This window comes from Erwinia sp. INIA01, from assembly GCF_025947915.1.
GTDB lineage: Bacteria > Pseudomonadota > Gammaproteobacteria > Enterobacterales > Enterobacteriaceae > Erwinia > Erwinia coffeiphila.
Genome location: NZ_JAPDNC010000006.1, coordinates 185,284 through 202,650, shown reverse-complemented (window position 1 = coordinate 202,650; position 17,367 = coordinate 185,284). Strand labels below are relative to the sequence as shown.

The 17,367-nt window shown below is 55.8% G+C and carries 18 protein-coding genes; 8 read left to right on the top strand and 10 right to left on the bottom strand.

Translation table 11 applies throughout. The features are described 5' to 3' along the window. From dapE to OMR58_RS12870, 4 genes are all read left to right on the top strand, one after another. A complete protein-coding gene (gene dapE, locus OMR58_RS12885) occupies positions 1–1,128 on the top strand; it encodes a succinyl-diaminopimelate desuccinylase (protein WP_264546139.1) in 1,128 nt (375 codons plus the stop codon). 18 nt (positions 1,129–1,146) lie between these two features. After that, a complete protein-coding gene (locus OMR58_RS12880; RefSeq protein WP_105593265.1) occupies positions 1,147–1,335 on the top strand; it encodes a YpfN family protein in 189 nt (62 codons plus the stop codon). 131 nt (positions 1,336–1,466) lie between these two features. Next, on the top strand, positions 1,467–1,766 hold the full coding sequence (locus OMR58_RS12875; RefSeq protein WP_200563132.1) for a BrnT family toxin: 300 nt from the start codon (positions 1,467–1,469) through the stop codon (positions 1,764–1,766). Continuing rightward, entirely contained in the window at positions 1,760–2,014 is a 255-nt protein-coding gene (locus OMR58_RS12870; protein WP_200563131.1) for a BrnA antitoxin family protein, read from the top strand. The genes OMR58_RS12875 and OMR58_RS12870 overlap by 7 nt, the downstream gene beginning before the upstream one ends. Before the next feature lie 33 nt (positions 2,015–2,047). On the opposite strand, the gene ypfH is transcribed toward OMR58_RS12870, so the two are convergent. The 6 genes from ypfH to dapA form a co-directional block, all read right to left on the bottom strand. Continuing rightward, positions 2,048–2,725, bottom strand: a complete 678-nt coding sequence (ypfH, locus tag OMR58_RS12865) for an esterase (protein ID WP_264546138.1) — start codon at positions 2,723–2,725, stop codon at positions 2,048–2,050. An 81-nt stretch (positions 2,726–2,806) separates the two neighbouring features. Continuing rightward, entirely contained in the window at positions 2,807–4,798 is a 1,992-nt protein-coding gene (locus tag OMR58_RS12860) for a tRNA(Met) cytidine acetyltransferase TmcA (RefSeq protein WP_264546137.1), read from the bottom strand. 6 nt (positions 4,799–4,804) lie between these two features. Then, the gene (ypfJ, locus tag OMR58_RS12855) at positions 4,805–5,662 is read right to left on the bottom strand and encodes a KPN_02809 family neutral zinc metallopeptidase (RefSeq protein WP_264546136.1); all 858 of its coding nucleotides are present in this window, start codon (positions 5,660–5,662) and stop codon (positions 4,805–4,807) included. A 173-nt stretch (positions 5,663–5,835) separates the two neighbouring features. After that, positions 5,836–6,549 (bottom strand): phosphoribosylaminoimidazolesuccinocarboxamide synthase, encoded by a 714-nt coding sequence (gene purC, locus OMR58_RS12850; RefSeq protein ID WP_200545572.1) that lies wholly within the window; start codon positions 6,547–6,549, stop codon positions 5,836–5,838. Between the two features lie 189 nt (positions 6,550–6,738). Beyond that, complete coding sequence (bamC, locus tag OMR58_RS12845) at positions 6,739–7,767, bottom strand: outer membrane protein assembly factor BamC (RefSeq protein WP_205066412.1); 1,029 nt, start codon at positions 7,765–7,767, stop codon at positions 6,739–6,741. 15 nt (positions 7,768–7,782) lie between these two features. After that, on the bottom strand, positions 7,783–8,661 hold the full coding sequence (gene dapA, locus OMR58_RS12840) for a 4-hydroxy-tetrahydrodipicolinate synthase (protein ID WP_200563127.1): 879 nt from the start codon (positions 8,659–8,661) through the stop codon (positions 7,783–7,785). Between the two features lie 137 nt (positions 8,662–8,798). Between dapA and OMR58_RS12835 the strand changes: the two genes are divergently transcribed. Continuing rightward, entirely contained in the window at positions 8,799–9,356 is a 558-nt protein-coding gene (locus tag OMR58_RS12835; RefSeq protein WP_370569938.1) for a glycine cleavage system transcriptional repressor, read from the top strand. Between the two features lie 76 nt (positions 9,357–9,432). Next, complete coding sequence (gene bcp, locus OMR58_RS12830) at positions 9,433–9,900, top strand: thioredoxin-dependent thiol peroxidase (RefSeq protein WP_105593258.1); 468 nt, start codon at positions 9,433–9,435, stop codon at positions 9,898–9,900. 63 nt (positions 9,901–9,963) lie between these two features. On the opposite strand, the gene OMR58_RS12825 is transcribed toward bcp, so the two are convergent. Beyond that, positions 9,964–11,022 (bottom strand): AI-2E family transporter, encoded by a 1,059-nt coding sequence (locus OMR58_RS12825; RefSeq protein ID WP_200563125.1) that lies wholly within the window; start codon positions 11,020–11,022, stop codon positions 9,964–9,966. Positions 11,023–11,104: 82 nt separating this feature from the next. Then, positions 11,105–12,712 (bottom strand): sensor domain-containing diguanylate cyclase, encoded by a 1,608-nt coding sequence (locus tag OMR58_RS12820; RefSeq protein ID WP_200545576.1) that lies wholly within the window; start codon positions 12,710–12,712, stop codon positions 11,105–11,107. Between the two features lie 344 nt (positions 12,713–13,056). On the opposite strand from OMR58_RS12820, the gene OMR58_RS12815 reads away from it, so the two are divergent. Together OMR58_RS12815 and arsC are read left to right on the top strand one after the other, a co-directional pair. Continuing rightward, positions 13,057–14,520, top strand: a complete 1,464-nt coding sequence (locus tag OMR58_RS12815; protein WP_264546135.1) for a beta-barrel assembly-enhancing protease — start codon at positions 13,057–13,059, stop codon at positions 14,518–14,520. Between the two features lie 38 nt (positions 14,521–14,558). Further along, positions 14,559–14,912: an arsenate reductase (glutaredoxin) gene (gene arsC, locus OMR58_RS12810; protein WP_200545577.1), complete on the top strand. Its 354-nt coding sequence runs from the start codon at positions 14,559–14,561 to the stop codon at positions 14,910–14,912. Between the two features lie 102 nt (positions 14,913–15,014). Here the strand turns inward: arsC and hda are convergent, their stop codons facing one another. Both hda and uraA read right to left on the bottom strand, forming a co-directional pair. Beyond that, entirely contained in the window at positions 15,015–15,722 is a 708-nt protein-coding gene (gene hda, locus OMR58_RS12805) for a DnaA inactivator Hda (protein ID WP_105593357.1), read from the bottom strand. A gap of 296 nt (positions 15,723–16,018) precedes the next feature. Beyond that, positions 16,019–17,308: a uracil permease gene (uraA, locus tag OMR58_RS12800; protein WP_200545578.1), complete on the bottom strand. Its 1,290-nt coding sequence runs from the start codon at positions 17,306–17,308 to the stop codon at positions 16,019–16,021. Positions 17,309–17,367 lie beyond the last annotated feature (59 nt).

Below are 17,367 nucleotides of genomic sequence, written 5' to 3'. Positions count from 1 at the left end.
ATGTATTGTCCGGTCATTGAGTTGACGCAGCAGCTTATTCGTCGCCCTTCCCTCAGCCCGGATGATGCCGGTTGCCAGGCTATTCTCATTGCTCGCCTTGAGGCACTGGGCTTTACCGTTGAGCCAATGAACTTTGGCGATACCCTGAATTTCTGGGCGTGGCGCGGTCAGGGCGAAACGCTGGCCTTTGCCGGACACACCGATGTGGTCCCAACCGGCGATGCCAACCGCTGGATCAATCCTCCGTTCGAACCCACTATTCGCGACGGCATGCTGTTTGGCCGTGGTGCCGCGGATATGAAAGGTTCGCTGGCGGCGATGGTGGTTGCCGCCGAGCGATTTGTTGCCGCACATCCACAGCATAAAGGTCGCCTGGCCTTCCTGATCACCTCCGACGAAGAAGCCAGCGCCGCCAACGGCACCGTTAAGGTGGTTGAGGCGCTGATGGCGCGCAACGAGCGCCTGGACTACTGCCTGGTCGGCGAACCTTCCAGCACCGAAGTCGTGGGTGACGTGGTGAAAAACGGCCGTCGCGGCTCGATTACCGCTAACCTGACCATCCACGGCGTGCAGGGCCACGTTGCCTATCCGCACCTCGCCGATAACCCGGTGCACCGTGCGATGCCTGCGTTGAACGAGCTGGTCGCCACTGAGTGGGATCGCGGCAACGAGTTCTTCCCTCCTACCAGTATGCAGATTGCCAACGTGCAGGCGGGAACCGGCAGCAACAACGTCATCCCAGGTGACTTTTTCGTGCAGTTCAACTTCCGCTTCAGCACCGAACTGACCGATGAGCTAATCAAACAGCGAGTACAGGAACTGCTCGATCGCCACCAGCTGCGCTACAGCATCGAGTGGAAACTTTCCGGTCAGCCGTTCCTCACTTCACGCGGCAAGCTGGTTGATGCGGTAGTTAACGCGGTTGAGCACTATAATGAAATCAGGCCACAGCTTGAAACAACCGGCGGTACGTCCGACGGGCGCTTTATTGCCCGCATGGGTGCTCAGGTGGTGGAGCTGGGACCGGTGAACGCCAGCATTCACAAAATCAACGAGTGCGTGAAGGCCGCCGATCTCCAGCTGTTGAGCCGTATGTACCAGCGCATTATGGAGCAGCTGATCGCGTAAGCGTTCTGAGGTGAGGATATGGAATTTTTTAAAGAGTACTGGTGGATCCTGGTGATCCTGCTGATGGTTGGCATTCTGATGAACGTCTATAAGGACTTGAAGCGTATCGACCATAAAAAGTTCCTGGAAAATAAGCCAGAACTGCCACCACATCGCGACTTCAATCACAAATGGGATGATGAAGACGACTGGCCGAAGAAGAAGTAACCTGCCTTTCACTCACTAATTTATCTGCATCACTCACGAAACGGCTCTGGAATTGCTTCCAGAGCCGCTATTGACGCGCTCATAATTCGACCTATTATGTAGTTACAGGAATGTTGTTACATGGAGCAAGGATGTCCATTTTACACATGCACAATGGGTACCCCTATGAGTGGGATCTCGAGAAAGCCAGACAGAATTTGCATAAACATAGCGTCAGTTTTGAAATGGCCTGCGAAGTTTTTGACGACCGCGATATCCTTTCAGTCAGGGATTACACGGAGAACTACGAAGAAGAAAGGTGGCAGCATCTTGGAAGGGTCAGAGGCTGTACGCTGCTGTTGGTTGTCAGCACCGACCGTGATAATCGCATTCGAATCATCTCCGCCCGCAAAGCTGTGTCAAAAGAGATTAAGAGGTACGAGCAATGGTAACCAAACAGCATCAAATTGATCGATTACTGCAGGTCAAGGATGAGGATATTAACTGCCAGGATGCTCCCGTTCTCTCGGATAATGAGTGGGCTACAGCGGAACGCGGTAGATTTTACCGCCCTCGTAAAGTGCAGAAAACAGTACGCATTGATGCCGATGTGATTCACTGGCTTGAAAGCCAGGGTCCCGGTTACCAGACACGTATTAACAAAATTCTTCGTGAAGCCATGATAAGCGAAACTAAATAAATCCAGCCAGGCCATCAGGCCTGACTGAAAATATTACATCAGCGCGATCACATCATCATCACCCGGCCGCCCGCCGCCAAGCGCTTCATCAAAGTAGCGGCGCGGCACGGTAAACTGCAGCCGCTCAAGCGCCATCTGCATCGCGCGGTCGTCTACGGCATGCGTTAAATCGTCAACGATATCCAGCGTGACGTCACCGCCAATTGCCGTTAATCGCTCCTGCGCATCAACCGCATGCGTCAGCGGAACGGTAACGTCATTATCACCGTGGATCAGATGGATCGTGGTTCGCGTACTCGCTTTCTGCGGTAAAGCCGCATAGCGACCGCTGAAGGCCACAACCCGACCGGCCAGATCCGGCCGCTGAGCAACGGCCTCGAGGATCATCGTGCTGCCCTGGGCGAAACCAATCAGTGCGGTGGCCTCGGCACGCACGCCGTTCTGCTGCTGCTGTTGACGCACGGCGTCGATAAAGCCGGGCAGCACGGCGGCTACGCGGGCCTGCTCATCTTCGCTGCCTGACGCGGGATACCAGTGGTTATCCGGCTCGGGCGCGCCAATACTGACCACCTGCGCCCGCGGGAAGGCTTTGGCAAACTCAGTACCGATCTGTGCCATCGCCACCGGTGTATCCCCGGCTGCGTGAAACAGTAAAAACAGCTGAGTGGCCGGAAGCGACGGGCTATGTACAACAACGTGGTCATATTTCATGGTGCTCTCCTTATTCGGTAAAGCGATCATACGCCTCTTACCGACGGAGAAAACGGCAGATTTTTGACAGAGATGTTGGATTTATTGCAACAAGATAACCCGCTGCTGCCAGATCAGCGCCCGTTCAGCATCAATGATCGCCAGCGCCCGCTGAGCTTCAGTACGCCACGCCAGTAGCAGCGCCTTACGCCCGGCAAGACGATACTGGCGGCATATTTCCGTCGCAGATTGGCGCTGTAGCAGCGCGGCACAGAGCAGCGGTGCGCTTTCCGGCATCAGCTGCGCCAGCCGCCCCAGCGCGGCAAGGCTGGCTTCAAACGGCCGATGAGCCCAGGCGAAACCCGCCAGCTCACACCAGTCGTCCTTATTCAGCTGACCATCACCCGGCTGCGGGTTTAGCGGCAGCGTGTTATCTTCCAGCAGATGGCTTAACCAGTAACCCTCGCGCTCAAGCCGGAGTACGGCACGCGCCAATAATGCCCGGCCGGCATCGCTGAGCGGCAGGATCGCCATCGCCGCATAGCAGCCACTGCTGGCTTCCCGCTGAGTGCCAAAGCGCACCAGTTGGAAGCCGCAGCGCTGCCAGAATCGCCACAGATCGGTGGTGAAACCAAAGCTGACCGAAAGGAAATCCAGTCCCTCGGTTTGCTCACGGCAGATCGCAATCAGCCGCTGGCCACAGCCCTGTCCACGCCGCGGCGCGCTTACCGCAATACGGCTGATGCGCCGCGATCGCAACTGTGCCGCTTCGGGCAGTCCGGCATGCGCCGCCAGCGACTGCGCCACCAGATTGCCGCGCGGGCGGCGGTATCCGGCCCACACCGCCCAGGCCAGTTCGGCAGATAGCCCGCCTTCATCAACAGCCCAAAGCGCACCCTGCACGGTTTCGCCCTGAAGCGCGGCGGTAAAATGCATGCCCGGCGCGTCCATCATCCGTCGCAAATCCAACGGCGAGGTACGATAGTGGGCGCTGGTCAGCAGCTGATAGACGGCGGCCATACGATCGGGCTGACGCGTCCAGTCGTCCTGCTCCAGCGCCTGATAAACGATACCCTCCTGCCTCACCGGTGACTCGGCGTCGTCAAACAGCAGCGCTTCGCCAATGAGTTCTTCCAGTGGATCGTTTTTCGCCCAGCGCAGCGGCATATCCAGCTGATAGTGCTTCACCTGCGGCAGCGAGGCGCAGAACTTCAGCAGGAAACCGCGCCCGGTTCCTTCGTAACCCTGAACGGTGGTGGAGAGCAGCACGCGGGGGTATAGCGAAACCAACTGCCGTAGCAGCGGTGCAGGGATCGCAGCGGCTTCATCGATCAGCAACCAGTCGGCATGATGCAGCCCTGCCTCGGCCAGCAGGCGATCCGGGGCGATAAAAGCATAATTATCTCCGGCAAAACCGGCCAGCACCGCCGTCGAAACCTTCGCAGGCGCAGTGACCAGACAGCGCCCCGGCCAGCGAGCGGCCAGCATCCCCGCCAGCGCGGATTTGCCTCGTCCGCGCGGTGCCGTCAGCACCGAGACGCCCGGTTCGCTTTGCAATAAGGCGCTGATGATCTGCTGCTGTTGCTGGCTGTCGCTGTGCCATGCGGGAGTATTGACCAGCGGCGGAAGGTTCAATGGCTGATACTGACGCCAGACGGCAACGCGATCGTCGGCCAGCAGGAGCTGCTGTAGCCGCTGTACAAAGCGCGTGCTGGCAAGGGGAGCATCACTCTCACTCCAGCGCTGTGCGTCAGTATCCGCCTGCTGCGGCCAGCGCTGCCACTCGGGAACCAGCAGCAGCAGCCAGCTTCCCGCTTTCAGGGTTCCGGCCAGCGCCGCCAGCGCTTCAGCATGAAAACCTGAGCGAGCATCAAATACCGCGTGCTGAAATTCCCGCCCCAGCAGTGTGCGCATCGCGCCCGGCAGGCAGTTCAGTTCACTACGCGGCGTTTCGCCCACCCACAGCCAGTCGCCGGGGAGTTGATTTATCCAGCGAGTCGCCTGCTGTTCCGCCCACTGCCCTTCACCGCTAATGACCAGTAAGCGACGCCAGCCCTGCCGCAGCAGCTGTGCGGTGGCTTCCATTTCCGTCATCTTCGATCAGCCTGCAAAGGTGTTGCACTGGCCGGGATCGCCGCTGTCGAAGCCCTTTTTAAACCAGCTGTAGCGCTGCTTAGAGGTTCCGTGAGTGAAACTGTCCGGCACTACGCGCCCCTGACTTTGCTGCTGTAAACGATCGTCGCCAATCGCTTCAGCAGCATTCAGGGCCGATTCGAGGTCACCGGTTTCCAGTATATTTTGCTGCTGCATATAGTGGCCCCAGACGCCGGCGAAACAGTCCGCCTGCAGTTCCATTTTTACCGACAGTTGATTGACGGTTTTCTGAATGGCCCCCTGCTGCATCTGGCGTACTTTGCTGTCGATGCCGAGTAAATGCTGCACGTGATGACCCACTTCATGAGCAATGACATAGCCCTGAGCGAATTCACCACCGGCGTGCAGTTTGGTTTTCATCTCGTCGTAGAAGGAGAGGTCGATATACACTTTGCTGTCGGCAGGACAGTAAAACGGCCCCATCGCCGACTGCCCACGCCCGCAGGAGGTCGACGTCTGTCCGCGATACATCACCAGCGTAGGCGGGCGCCAGGTTTCACCCATCTGCTTAAACAGCTGCTGCCAGGTATCTTCGGTCAGCGCAAAAATCGTGCGGCTGAACTTTGCGGCTTCATCATCGTTAGCGCCCACTCGCTGCTGGCTGGATGACTGCGTTAATGAGCTGCCGTCACCGGTTATCAGCGGCGTCAGGTCGTAGCCAAAGAAGCCCGCTCCGACAACCACCACCAGCAGGATAATGCCCGCCTTGCCGCGCGGCAGCCGAATGCCCCCGCCGCCTGCCGAACCCGACTGGTTACGGCGATCTTCCACATTGTCGCTCTCGCGACGTCCCTGCCAGCGCATAGGCGGCCTCTTATCTGTAAAGGGTCAACACATTGAATATGTCGATTTTAGTCGTGCGGCAGGCGGAAAACCAGAAAAGTGAACTTCAGGCAGGGACCATACAAAAGGCCAGGATAACCTGGCCTTTAAAGAAAGCGTGCTTTTTCAGGGGCTGAAGCGCCCCCTGGCAGGAATCAGTCGAGCTTCACGCCCAGACGAGTCGCCACTTCTTCGTACGCTTCAATCAGGCCACCCAGGCTCTGACGATAGCGGTCTTTGTCCATCTTGTTCAGGGTGTCTTTATCCCACAGGCGCGCGCCGTCCGGGGAGAATTCATCACCCAGCACCACTTCACCGTTAAACAGACCAAACTCCAGCTTGAAGTCAACGAGGATCAGGCCCGCGTCGGCAAACAGCTTGCTCAGCACGTCGTTAGCTTTGTAGGTCAGGTCGCGCATTTTCGCCAGGTTTTCTTTGCTGACCCAGCCGAAGGTTTCGCAGTAGGATTCGTTGATCATCGGATCGTGTTTGGCATCGTTCTTCAGGAACAGGTCAAACAATGGCGGATTGAGGATCAGACCCTCTTCAACGCCCAGACGCTTCACCAGTGAACCGGCAGCACGGTTACGCACCACGCATTCAACCGGCACCATATCCAGCTTTTTCACCAGCGCTTCGTTATCCGACAGCAGGGCTTCCATCTGGGTTGGGATTCCGGCTTCCTGCAGCTTGGTCATAATGAAATAATTGAACTTGTTGTTAATCATTCCTTTACGATCAAACTGTTCGATACGCTCACCGTCCAGCGCTGACGTATCGTTACGGAATTCGAGTACCAACAGATCCGGGTTTTCGGTGCTGTAAACGGTTTTCGCTTTGCCGCGATACAACTCAGCTTTCTTTTGCATCTTGTTTAACTCCAACGTGTATCCCCTGAAAAATCGACGGGGTAGAGAACGGTTACTGTCCGGGCCGCCTTCGGCGACCCGCTAAAAATTTTCTGCCGGGCGAATTATATGTTCTGCGCGTAAAAAACCGAAGCAATCGTTTACGCAGCGGTAAATAAAAAGGCCGGGAGAGATTCCCGGCCTTCGGATTTACTTAAATGCCGCCTGGAAAACGGCGACCAGCGCGTCGTTTTGCGACTGCGTTAGCGGATGTCCTTTCGGATCGAGGAACTGCAGGCTACTACGGTTATCCAAATCACCGATCTGGAGTTTGTAGTTACCGTTGGTCAGCTCAGGATCTTTCGCTCCCAGCGCATCCCATGTGCTGCTGCCCGGCGCTTTGTAGGTGACGTTCAGGCTACCCTGCGAACGGTTGCTGTCGGTCACTTCCATGCCCACACGCTTCAGCGTTGCCGGCAGGCGCTGCCATACGGCGTTGAACGGCGCACGTACGATCAGATTCGGCAGGCCGGTATCATCGGCACCGCTCTGCACATCGATCTGCGTCACGCTGCGGTTTGCCGCGGCGTCTTCACGGGTGGTTTCAATCTTATCCAGTTTGGTGCTGATGTCGTTCAGCATCTGCGCGGTGTAGCGCTGAAGCTGGATTGGCGCGGTAACGCTTTTGCCTTCCTGCTCAAGCTCCAGCAGCTTCACGTTCAGCACCTGCTGATAGCCCTGCTGCTGCACGCTCAGCTGGTAACGGCCACGATACTGATTGTCTTCATCAGCACGGTTCCACTGTACCCAGTCGGTGGTCAACGTCTGATTGCCGTCCTGACGGTCAACAATCGGATAGTTGTAGGACTGAACGGCACTGACGACCTGCGGCCAGATTGAACCGGTGCGTGAATCCACCAGCAGCGTACCGGTATTACCGGCAAACTGAGTGCGGGTACCGTTCATCAGCGCCAGCGTTTGCGCCGGTGGACGAATATCAAGTTGCTTACCCACCTGCCCTTTATCGCTGACGTTCGGGATATCAAATTCACCGTTTTGCAGCGGCAGGATCATGCCAGCAGGAGCGTGCAGATCGCTGAGATCGGCTGCCTGCAGGTAGGATTCGTCACCGCTAACCTGACGCTTGTAACGCTGATCGTTAGAACATGCTGCCAGCAGCATCACTAACGACAGTCCCACCACTTTCGCTACCGTGGACTTTTGTACTGAGTAAGCCATCAATTCTCCCTAGATTTACAGCAGGCCGGCGTTTTTAAGAGCCTGCTCTACAACCGGACGACCGGCATCGGTCAGCGGCGTCATTGGCAGACGCAGCGTGTCGGTTGCTATTAATCCTAACTTTTTCGCGGCCCATTTGACCGGAATAGGATTGGGTTCAACAAACAGCTTCTGATGCAGCTGCATCAGGCGCTGGTTAAGGCGGCGCGCTTCAGCAAAGTTACCCTGCTGCGCCAGAGCACAAAGCTCTGCCATTTCGCGCGCGGCGATATTCGCCGTTACGGAAATAATCCCGTGTCCACCCAGATGCATGAAGTCCAGTGCCGTCGCGTCATCGCCGCTAACCAGCACGAAATCTTCATCAACCAGCTCTTGGATCTGACTTACCCGTGATAAGTTCCCGGTAGCCTCTTTGATTCCGATAATATTTTTAATTTTCGCCAGGCGACCAACAGTTTCCGGCAGCAGATCGCTTCCCGTGCGCGACGGCACGTTGTACAGCATCTGCGGCAGCTCGGTACTTTCCGCGATGGTTTTGAAGTGCTGATACAGCCCTTCCTGCGTAGGACGGTTGTAATACGGCGTCACGGTCAGGCAGCCGACAACACCGGATTTTTCAAAACGTTTAGTCAGAGAGACGCCTTCCGAAGTGGCGTTTGCGCCGGTCCCGGCGATGATTGGGATACGGCCATCGGCCAGCTCCAGCGTCAACAGCACCACATCACCATGCTCATCATGGCTAAGGGTGGCAGACTCACCGGTGGTCCCTACAGAAACAATTGCCGATGTACCGCTGGCAACATGATAATCAATCAGTTTTTTCAGACTCGCACGGCAGACATTACCTTTGTCATCCATTGGCGTAACGAGTGCTACAAGACTTCCCGTAAACATTGGCGATCCCCTCGACAAACAAGTGCTTCATGGTACGTTTGACCGAGCATTAAAAGCAAGCGGACAAGGCGGCTCAGGCCCTTGTCAGCAGTTTTTTTTATGTTTACCTTATGGTTATTAGCATTTAGACAGGAAGCATGATTTTGCCGCAGTCACCCGAGCACCACCTGGTTATCACCGCACTTGGCGTTGACCGCCCCGGAATCGTCAATACCATTACGCGCCACGTCAGCAGCTGCGGGTGCAACATTGAAGACAGTCGGCTGGCGATGCTCGGCGAAGAGTTCACCTTTATTATGCTGCTCTCCGGTAGCTGGAATGCGATTACGCTGATTGAATCCACGCTGCCGCTGAAAGGCGCAGAGTTGGAGCTGTTGATTGTGATGAAACGCACCGGCGCCAGCGTGCGGCCGCCGATGCCAGCCACAGTTTGGGTGCAGGTAGAGGTTGCCGATTCACCGCACATTATTGAGCGCTTTACCGATCTGTTTGATTCGCATCAGATGAATATTGCGGAGCTGGCCTCAAGAACCCAGCCAGCCCAGGATAATCAGCCGCCTTTGCTTTATATTCAAATGACGGCACACAGTCCTGCCAGCCAGGATGCGTCACATATCGAGCAGGCGTTTAACCGCCTATGTACAGAACTTCATGCTCAGGGCACTATTAAGGCGGTTTCGCACCACGGTTCCTGAATGGTCCGTCCACCACTGCGGAAAGAAACTGTTCTAATTAGCCCACAGCATAAATGATAAAAAACGGAGTGTAGTGATGAATCCACTGAAAGCCGGTGATATTGCACCGAAATTTAGCTTGCCCGATCAGGATGGCGAGCAAGTAAATTTGGCCGACTTCCAGGGGCAGCGCGTTCTGGTTTATTTCTACCCGAAAGCGATGACGCCGGGCTGTACCGTACAGGCGTGCGGGCTGCGTGACAGCATGGATGAGCTGAAAAAAGCCGGTGTTGAAGTTTTGGGTATTAGCACGGATAAACCGGAGAAGCTCTCCCGCTTTGTTGAAAAAGAGATGCTTAATTTCACCCTGCTGTCAGATGAAGACCACGCGGTATGCGAACAGTTTGGTATCTGGGGCGAGAAAACCTTTATGGGTAAAACCTATGACGGCATTCATCGCATCAGCTTCCTGATTGGCGTTGACGGCAAGGTTGAGAAGGTGTTTGACGACTTTAAAACCAGCAATCACCACGACATCGTGATGGATTATCTGAAAGCGGCCTGATTCGCAGCGGCAGATTGTACCTGATTAAACGGGCGGGCCAGCATAACGCGGCCCGCTCTATCATTACTCTTTATACAGCTCGTCCGGCCAGGCATGGACCACCGCTTTGATCAGCGTCGCCAGCGGAATGGCGAAGAACACGCCCCAAAAACCCCACAGCCCGCCGAAAATCACCACTGACAAAATAATCACCAGCGGATGAAGATTGACCGCTTCCGAAAATAGCACCGGCACCAGAATATTGCCGTCCAATCCCTGGATAATCAGATAGATAATCATCATAGTCCAGAAATCGCCGGTCAGTCCCCACTGCCCCAGACCGACACCAATGACCGGAATAGTTACCACCATGGCACCGATATACGGAATCAGTACCGAAACGCCAACCAGCACCGCCAGCAGCAGCGCATAGTTCATGCCGATCGCCAAAAATCCTATCCAGCTGGCAATGCCGACAACAACCATTTCCAACACTTTTCCGCGTATATAGTTGGAAACCTGCTGGTTCATCTCAATCCACACCTGCCCGGCCAGACCGCGATTGCGCGGAAGCACCCGGCGAACTGCATTCAGCAACTGCTCTTTATCTTTCAACAGGAAGAAGACCATCAGCGGTACCAGCACCAGATAGATAGCCAGCGTCATCAGCCCGACCAGCGAGGCCAGCGAATATTTCACTACCTGATCGCCCAGACCGCTCAGCCGGGTACGCAGGTTTTCCACGACGATATCCACGATGCCGACATCCATCAGCGTAGGAAACCGCTCCGGCAGGCGGGTAGCAAACTGGTAGAGGCGGGTCAGCATGCTGGGCAGTTCGTGGGTCAAATTGATCCCCTGCTGCCAGGCGACCGGCACCACTACCAGCAGTAAAATCAGCAACAGCGCGGCAAAGACAATCAGCACCAGGGTGGTCGCCCAGCTGCGGGAACAGCCCAGTCTTTCAAGCCGTACCGTTGGCCATTCCAGTAAATAAGCCAGCACAATTGCCACCAGCAGCGGGGCCAGAAGGCCATTAAAGAAAAACAGAATGCAGAACGTTGCCAGCAGGATCGCCAGCAGAGCAATGGCCTGCGGGTCGCTAAAACGACGGCGATACCACTGCAGTAAAAGTTCCAGCATGAAGGAGTCCTTGCCTTGGAAAGATGAGGTGAGTGTAACTGAAACTCACCGCCCTCGCTGCGGAGCGGGGCGGGAGTCAAGATCAGAACGTAGCTGAATGAACGGCTTCCGGCTGCACGGCAGCTTTTTGCAGAGTCATTACCCGGTTACGACCGGCGTTTTTGGCCTGATACAGCGCTTCATCGGCCTGTTTAAACGTGTGTTCCATGGTTTTCATCTCTGGCGTCCAGAAAGCTACGCCGATTGAAATAGTAATACTGCCAACTCTGTCCAGTACCTGAATTTCAATACGCCGGCGCACACGTTCAGCAATGGCCAGTGCCGTTTCGCTGTCGGTCGCAGGCAGGATCATCAGAAACTCTTCACCGCCGTTGCGACAGATAACATCGGTCTGCCGCGCGCCGAATTCCAGCTGACGCGCGACGTTTTCAATCACATCGTCGCCCACATCATGGCCGAAGGTATCGTTCACCCGTTTAAAGTAGTCGATATCCAGCGCCAGCACGGCAAAAGGCTGCTGGGTAGCCAGGAAATACTCCAGCACAGCATTCAGACCGCGTCGGTTGAGCAGCCCGGTCAGCGGATCGGTCTGCACTTCACTTTTCAGCCTGCCAATCTTGTCCTGCATCAGCCCGATACCGGCCAGCATCGCCCGTTTGATCTGCGAAGCTTCATAGTACCAGGAGCGGATGCCGCTAATTTCACGCGAGGCCTCAGAGGTGTCCATCTGACTGGCTTTACGCGCCAGCTGCCAGAGCGGTAGTGCAATACGCTGTGCGAGTATCAGAGCAAGAATCAGCGTCAGCAGCGCAAAAGGCACGGAGTGTTTCAGCACCTGCAGTAGCAGGCTGTTCAGCGGTGCCAGCGTCGCTTCTTTCGGTTTCATCGCCACAATCATCCAGCCCGAAGCCGGAACAATCGCGTAGCCCGCCAGCATCGACTGCCCGCCGTCACCTTCCAGTTGAAGCGAACCATTGCTCTCTTTTTTCCGCTGCTCGTCATCAATAATCGGCGGGATAGTTTTACCAATCAGATTACGATCCTGGTGATAGAGCACCTGATTCCCGGCATCCACCACATAAAGCGAGGAGCCATCACGGTAGAACTGTTCCCCCAGCAGGGCATTAAGAATGCTTTTCTTTTTCAGATAAATCGATCCGCCGACGTAGCCAAGATAACCGCCGGTTTTCGACCACACCGGCCAGGAGATAAACACCAGCAGGTTATTGGCGGCAGAGATCGTCGGATCGCTAATCATCGGCTTGCGCTGGGTCAGAGCCTGTTTGGCAGCGGAAGAGGTCAGCTTCATGCCTTTTAACATCAGCGACTCCGGTGAGATGGCTTTCACCCAGCCGTTGGCATCAACAATCACCACCGAGTTAAAGCTGCTGGTTTGTTCACGCAGACGATCGACTTCTTTTTGCAGCAGCGTTTCATTATCCAGCCCTCCTTCCAGCATTTTCGCGCTATAGGAAAGCTGCGACTGGGCCAGCTGGAAGAAAACTTCCGAGGTTGCCGCCAGCTTGGTGGCATAAACCCGGTTAGACTCCAGCGTATTCCCGATCAGCACATCACGCTGCACGCGCCAGCTGGCGTACAGAGAATTCGCCAGCGTGATGACAATACTTGCCACGGCCAGCAGCGTGATCAGCGTGCGCAAATCCGTCTTAGGGCGTAATTGCCTTAACATGGATTCACCATAGTGAATAATTTCATTTTTTTAGCGCCTTGTAGTTTTTATGCGCGTTTGTTAAAAAGTGCGAGATATGCCCTGGTAAAGCACTCTACGATTGTACACCTCCCAACTGTTTTGGGAATATTCTAACGTCCACAGTCCGAATTAATTATTGATGGCGCCTCTCAAATGCCGACCCGCCAGTCATTCCGAGCTTTGCCCCCTACTTCACTCGGTTTTACCATTTCATTCCCCCCAACCACTGGTTAAGATGTCGATGGGTGCGGAGTTTTCACCCTTTGCAGAACATTTCGGCATCCTGCCGGTCAAAAATTGGACGTCCTTGTTAGGGTTTACCTATGTTCAACCGATTGAAGAAAAGCCTGCTAACTTCGCTGGTTATCTCCCTGTTGGCGGGTGGTGCTACGCCAGTCCAGGCCGATGTGTCTGACAATCTCCCGGATATTGGTACGACGGCGGGTGGTACGCTGTCGGTCAATCAGGAACTGGCGATGGGGGATTTTTATGTTCGCCAGCTGCGTGCCAGCGCGCCAATCATCAACGACCCGCTAATGAATCAGTACATCAATCAGCTCGGACAGCGGCTGGTTGCCCACGCCTGGTCGGTGAAAACACCGTTCCATTTCTACCTGATCCGCAACGATGAAATTAACGCCTTTGCCTTCTTTGGCGGCAACGTTGTGCTGCATTCCGCCCTGTTCCGCTACAGCGATAACGAAAGCCAGCTGGCTTCGGTGATGGCGCACGAAATCTCGCACGTTACCCAGCGCCACCTCGCCCGAGCGATGGAAGAACAGCAGAAAAACGCGCCGCTGACCTGGGTGGGCGCGCTGGGTTCGATTCTGCTGGCCATGGCCAGCCCACAGGCGGGGATGGCGGCGCTGAGCGGAACGCTTGCAGGCACCCAGCAGGGGATTATCAGCTTTACTCAGCAAAATGAGCAGGAAGCCGACCGTATTGGTATTCAGGTATTGCAGCGGGCGGGATTCGATCCGGAAGCGATGCCTGCATTCCTGCAAAAGCTGGCCGACGAGTCTCGTTTTTCCTCCAAGCCGCCGGAAATCCTGTTAACTCACCCCCTTCCCGACAGCCGACTGTCCGATGCCCGCAACCGTGCTAATCAGATGAAACCGGTGGTGGTGCAGTCGTCTCAGGATTTCTATATGGCTAAAGTCAGGGCGCTGGGGATGTTCTCCACCGGGCAGAACCAGCTAACCGAAGATTTGCTGGATTCCCTGTCGAAGGGGAACAGCCGCGAACAGGCCGCCGCGCAGTACGGTAAAGCGGTACAAATGCTGGAGGCCAAAAACTATGCCAGGGCGAAAAACATCATTGCCCCGCTGCTGGCGAAACAGCCGGATAACGTCTGGTATCTGGATATTATTACCGATATCGATATCGGTCTGAACCAGCCGCAGCAGGCCATTAATCGTCTGGTGGCAATTAAAGCCAGCAGCAGCAATCCGGTACTTCAGCTCAACCTGGCGAATGCCTATGTGGAAGCGAAACAGCCCGCTAACGCCAGCAAAGTGCTGTATCGCTATACCTGGGCCAATAAGGACGATCCCAACGGTTGGGATTTGCTGGCCCAGGCTTCCGCAGCGCAGGGCCTGTCGGATGAAGAACAGGCCGCACGGGCCGAAGGTCTGGCGCTGGCCGGGCAGCTCGACCAGGCGATCCGCAGCCTGAGCAGCGCCAGTTCTCAAGTGCCACTCGGTAGCCTGAAGCAGGCGCGGTACGATGCACGCATCGACCAGCTGAGACAGTTGCAGGAACGCTTCCGTCAGTATCAAAAGAGATAATAAAACGGGCCCGAAATGAAGAGGCCGGAGAAAATGAGATGAGTGATGTACAGATTTACCATAACCCGCGCTGTTCCAAGAGCCGCGAAACGCTGGCACTGTTAGAGGGTCGGGGCATCCAGCCGCAGGTGATCCGCTACCTGGACACCCCGCCGGATGCGGCAACGCTGAAAGCGCTGGTTAAGCAGCTGGGTTTTAGCAGCGCACGTCAGCTGATGCGCCATAAAGAAGATGAGTATAAATCCGCAGGGCTGGATAACCCGGCGCTAGGTGAGGATCAGCTGATTGCCGCAATGATCGCTCAGCCGAAGCTGATTGAGCGTCCGATCGTAGTAGCTAACGGCAAGGCCCGGATTGGCAGGCCGCCTGAGCAGGTGCTGGAGATTCTGTAATCGCCAGCCCCATTACGTGCATTCAGGGGCTGGAGATCCTTTAATCGCTCGCCTCATTACGAACATTAATGAGGCGAGCGAGCCAGGCTTCGGCCAAAAAAATCAGAGATCCAGTGCTTCTTTGACAAACGGAATGGTCAGCTTGCGCTGCGCGCTGATCGAAGCACGATCGAGCTGATCGAGGGTCAGAAACAGCGTTCGCATCTCGCGATCCAGCCGCTTCAGCAGGAAGCGACAAACGTCTTCCGGCAGTTCAAATCCCCGCAGCCGCGCACGCAGCTGTAGCGCCTGGAGCTTATCTTCGTCGGACAAAGGCTGAAGCTTGTAAATTTGCCCCCAGTCAAGGCGTGACGCCAGATCGGGCAATTTGAGGTTGAGCTGGCGAGGGGGACGATCTCCGGTAATCAGCAGGCGGGTTTTACCGGTTTCAAGAATACGGTTATAGAGGTCAAAAATCGCCATTTCCCACGGCTCATCTCCGGCAATGCATTCGATGTTATCAATGCAGATCAGCGCCAGCTGCTCCATACCGTCGAGGACTTCAGGGACAAACCAGGTGCGTTTATCCAGCGGAACGTAACCGACGGCTTCTCCGGCCGCCGAAAGCTCGGCGCAGGCTGCATGCAGGAGGTGGCTTCGCCCTCCCCCCTCGCGTGACCAGAAATAGAAATAACTACCGTGTTCCTGATGAAGTGCACTCTGCAGCGCGGCCAGCAGGGACGGATTTTCACCTGGCCAAAAGCTGGCAAAGGTCTCGTCATCGGGCAGATAAAGTGGCAGTGAAAGCTGTGCCGGCGTGTTCAGAATCACCTCAGGGTTTACGCATGCAGAAATCACGAAAAGTCTAACACAACTCCTTCGCGATCATGAAACGTAAAGCCATTGATGGGATCAACCGCAGTAATAAAACCGACATCTACCTTCAGGCACGGTTGAAAAATAGCATCAGCGATCGGAAAGCGGCTGGCGTTACGCCAAATGCCGGGATGAACGGGATCGTTGTGGAGCAGAGTGAACGGCTGTCAATTGTCATACGAAAAGCGCCCCTTTAACGGCAGCGGATAGCTGGCATCCGTTAAAGGGGCTGCGGAGTCTGTGCGGCAGCGTTACTTAACGTCGGAACGCTCATCCGCCACGTCAATAATCTCTTCTTCTTTACGCATCAGGCTGATGACTTTGAAGATCAGGCTCAGGCCCACGCCAACGATAGTCGCCAGCGCCATGCCTTTCAGCTCGGCGGCACCGATGTGCACTTTTGCGCCGCTGACGCCGATGATCAGGATCACCGAAGTCAGGATCAGGTTCTGCGCTTTGTTGTAGTCGACTTTCGATTCAATCAGCACACGGATACCTGATGCACCGATCACCCCGTACAGCAGCAGTGACACGCCGCCCATCACCGGCACCGGCACGGCCTGAATTGCCGCCGCCAGTTTACCCACGCAGGAGAGCAGGATCGCCAGGATTGCCGCGCCGCCGATCACCCAGGTACTGTAGACGCGGGTGATGGCCATCACGCCGATATTCTCACCGTAGGTGGTGTTCGGCGTTGAGCCGAAGAAGCCGGAGAAGACGGTCGAGATGCCGTTAGCAAACATCGAACGATGCAGGCCAGGATCTTTCAGCAGGTCTTTCTTTACGATATTCGCCGTGACCACCAGATGCCCAACGTGCTCGGCAATGACCACCAGCGCCGCTGGCAGGATGGTGAAGATGGCGTACCACTCGAAACGCGGAGTGTAGAAGGTTGGCAGCGCAAACCAGTGCGCTTCACGGACCGGCGTCCAGTCAACGATACCCATAAAGAAGGATAACGCGTAGCCCACCAGCACCCCGACCAGAATCGGGATAATGGCCAGAAAACCGCGGAACAGCACGGAGCCGAACACCGTCACGCCCAGCGTCACCATCGAAATAATGATGGTTTTGCTGTCGGGAGAGGTGCCGTCGGCAGGCAGCAGGCCGGCCATATTTGCCGCCACGCCCGCCAGCTCCAGACCGATAACCGCCACAATCGCGCCCATCGCCGCTGGCGGGAACATCACATCCAGCCAGCCGGTACCGGCTTTCTTAACGATTAGCGCCACCAGGCAGAACAGCACGCCGCACATAATAAAGCCGCCCAGCGCCACTTCATATCCCAGTGGCAGCAACAGCAGTACCGGAGATATAAAGGCAAAGCTTGAACCGAGGTAGGCCGGAATTTTGCCTTTACAGATAAACAGGTACAGCAGCGTACCGATTCCGTTAAACAGCAGCACCGTGGCCGGGTTGATGTGGAACAGAATCGGCACCAGCACCGTGGCACCGAACATCGCGAACAGGTGCTGGAAGCTGAGTGGAATGGTTTGCAGCAGCGGTGGCCGCTCGTGTACGCCTATTGCGCGACGCGTCATGTTTCACTACCCCTTGATATGTTTGCCATAAAAAAGCCGACTCTGCGGTCGGCTTGATA

What these genes read in the sequence shown, in the direction of transcription:
- bcp (WP_105593258.1), top strand. Translation starts at nt 9,433, where the DNA reads ATGAATCCACTGAAAGCCGGTGATATTGCACCGAAATTTAGCTTGCCC.
- OMR58_RS12835 (WP_370569938.1), top strand. Translation starts at nt 8,799, where the DNA reads ATGATTTTGCCGCAGTCACCCGAGCACCACCTGGTTATCACCGCACTT.
- purC (WP_200545572.1), bottom strand. Translation starts at nt 6,549, where the DNA reads ATGCAAAAGAAAGCTGAGTTGTATCGCGGCAAAGCGAAAACCGTTTAC.
- OMR58_RS12820 (WP_200545576.1), bottom strand. Translation starts at nt 12,712, where the DNA reads ATGTTAAGGCAATTACGCCCTAAGACGGATTTGCGCACGCTGATCACG.
- ypfH (WP_264546138.1), bottom strand. Translation starts at nt 2,725, where the DNA reads ATGAAATATGACCACGTTGTTGTACATAGCCCGTCGCTTCCGGCCACT.
- dapA (WP_200563127.1), bottom strand. Translation starts at nt 8,661, where the DNA reads ATGTTTACGGGAAGTCTTGTAGCACTCGTTACGCCAATGGATGACAAA.
- uraA (WP_200545578.1), bottom strand. Translation starts at nt 17,308, where the DNA reads ATGACGCGTCGCGCAATAGGCGTACACGAGCGGCCACCGCTGCTGCAA.
- OMR58_RS12815 (WP_264546135.1), top strand. Translation starts at nt 13,057, where the DNA reads ATGTTCAACCGATTGAAGAAAAGCCTGCTAACTTCGCTGGTTATCTCC.
- OMR58_RS12825 (WP_200563125.1), bottom strand. Translation starts at nt 11,022, where the DNA reads ATGCTGGAACTTTTACTGCAGTGGTATCGCCGTCGTTTTAGCGACCCG.
- dapE (WP_264546139.1), top strand. Translation starts at nt 1, where the DNA reads ATGTATTGTCCGGTCATTGAGTTGACGCAGCAGCTTATTCGTCGCCCT.
- OMR58_RS12875 (WP_200563132.1), top strand. Translation starts at nt 1,467, where the DNA reads ATGTCCATTTTACACATGCACAATGGGTACCCCTATGAGTGGGATCTC.
- bamC (WP_205066412.1), bottom strand. Translation starts at nt 7,767, where the DNA reads ATGGCTTACTCAGTACAAAAGTCCACGGTAGCGAAAGTGGTGGGACTG.
- OMR58_RS12860 (WP_264546137.1), bottom strand. Translation starts at nt 4,798, where the DNA reads ATGACGGAAATGGAAGCCACCGCACAGCTGCTGCGGCAGGGCTGGCGT.
- OMR58_RS12870 (WP_200563131.1), top strand. Translation starts at nt 1,760, where the DNA reads ATGGTAACCAAACAGCATCAAATTGATCGATTACTGCAGGTCAAGGAT.
- arsC (WP_200545577.1), top strand. Translation starts at nt 14,559, where the DNA reads ATGAGTGATGTACAGATTTACCATAACCCGCGCTGTTCCAAGAGCCGC.
- OMR58_RS12880 (WP_105593265.1), top strand. Translation starts at nt 1,147, where the DNA reads ATGGAATTTTTTAAAGAGTACTGGTGGATCCTGGTGATCCTGCTGATG.
- ypfJ (WP_264546136.1), bottom strand. Translation starts at nt 5,662, where the DNA reads ATGCGCTGGCAGGGACGTCGCGAGAGCGACAATGTGGAAGATCGCCGT.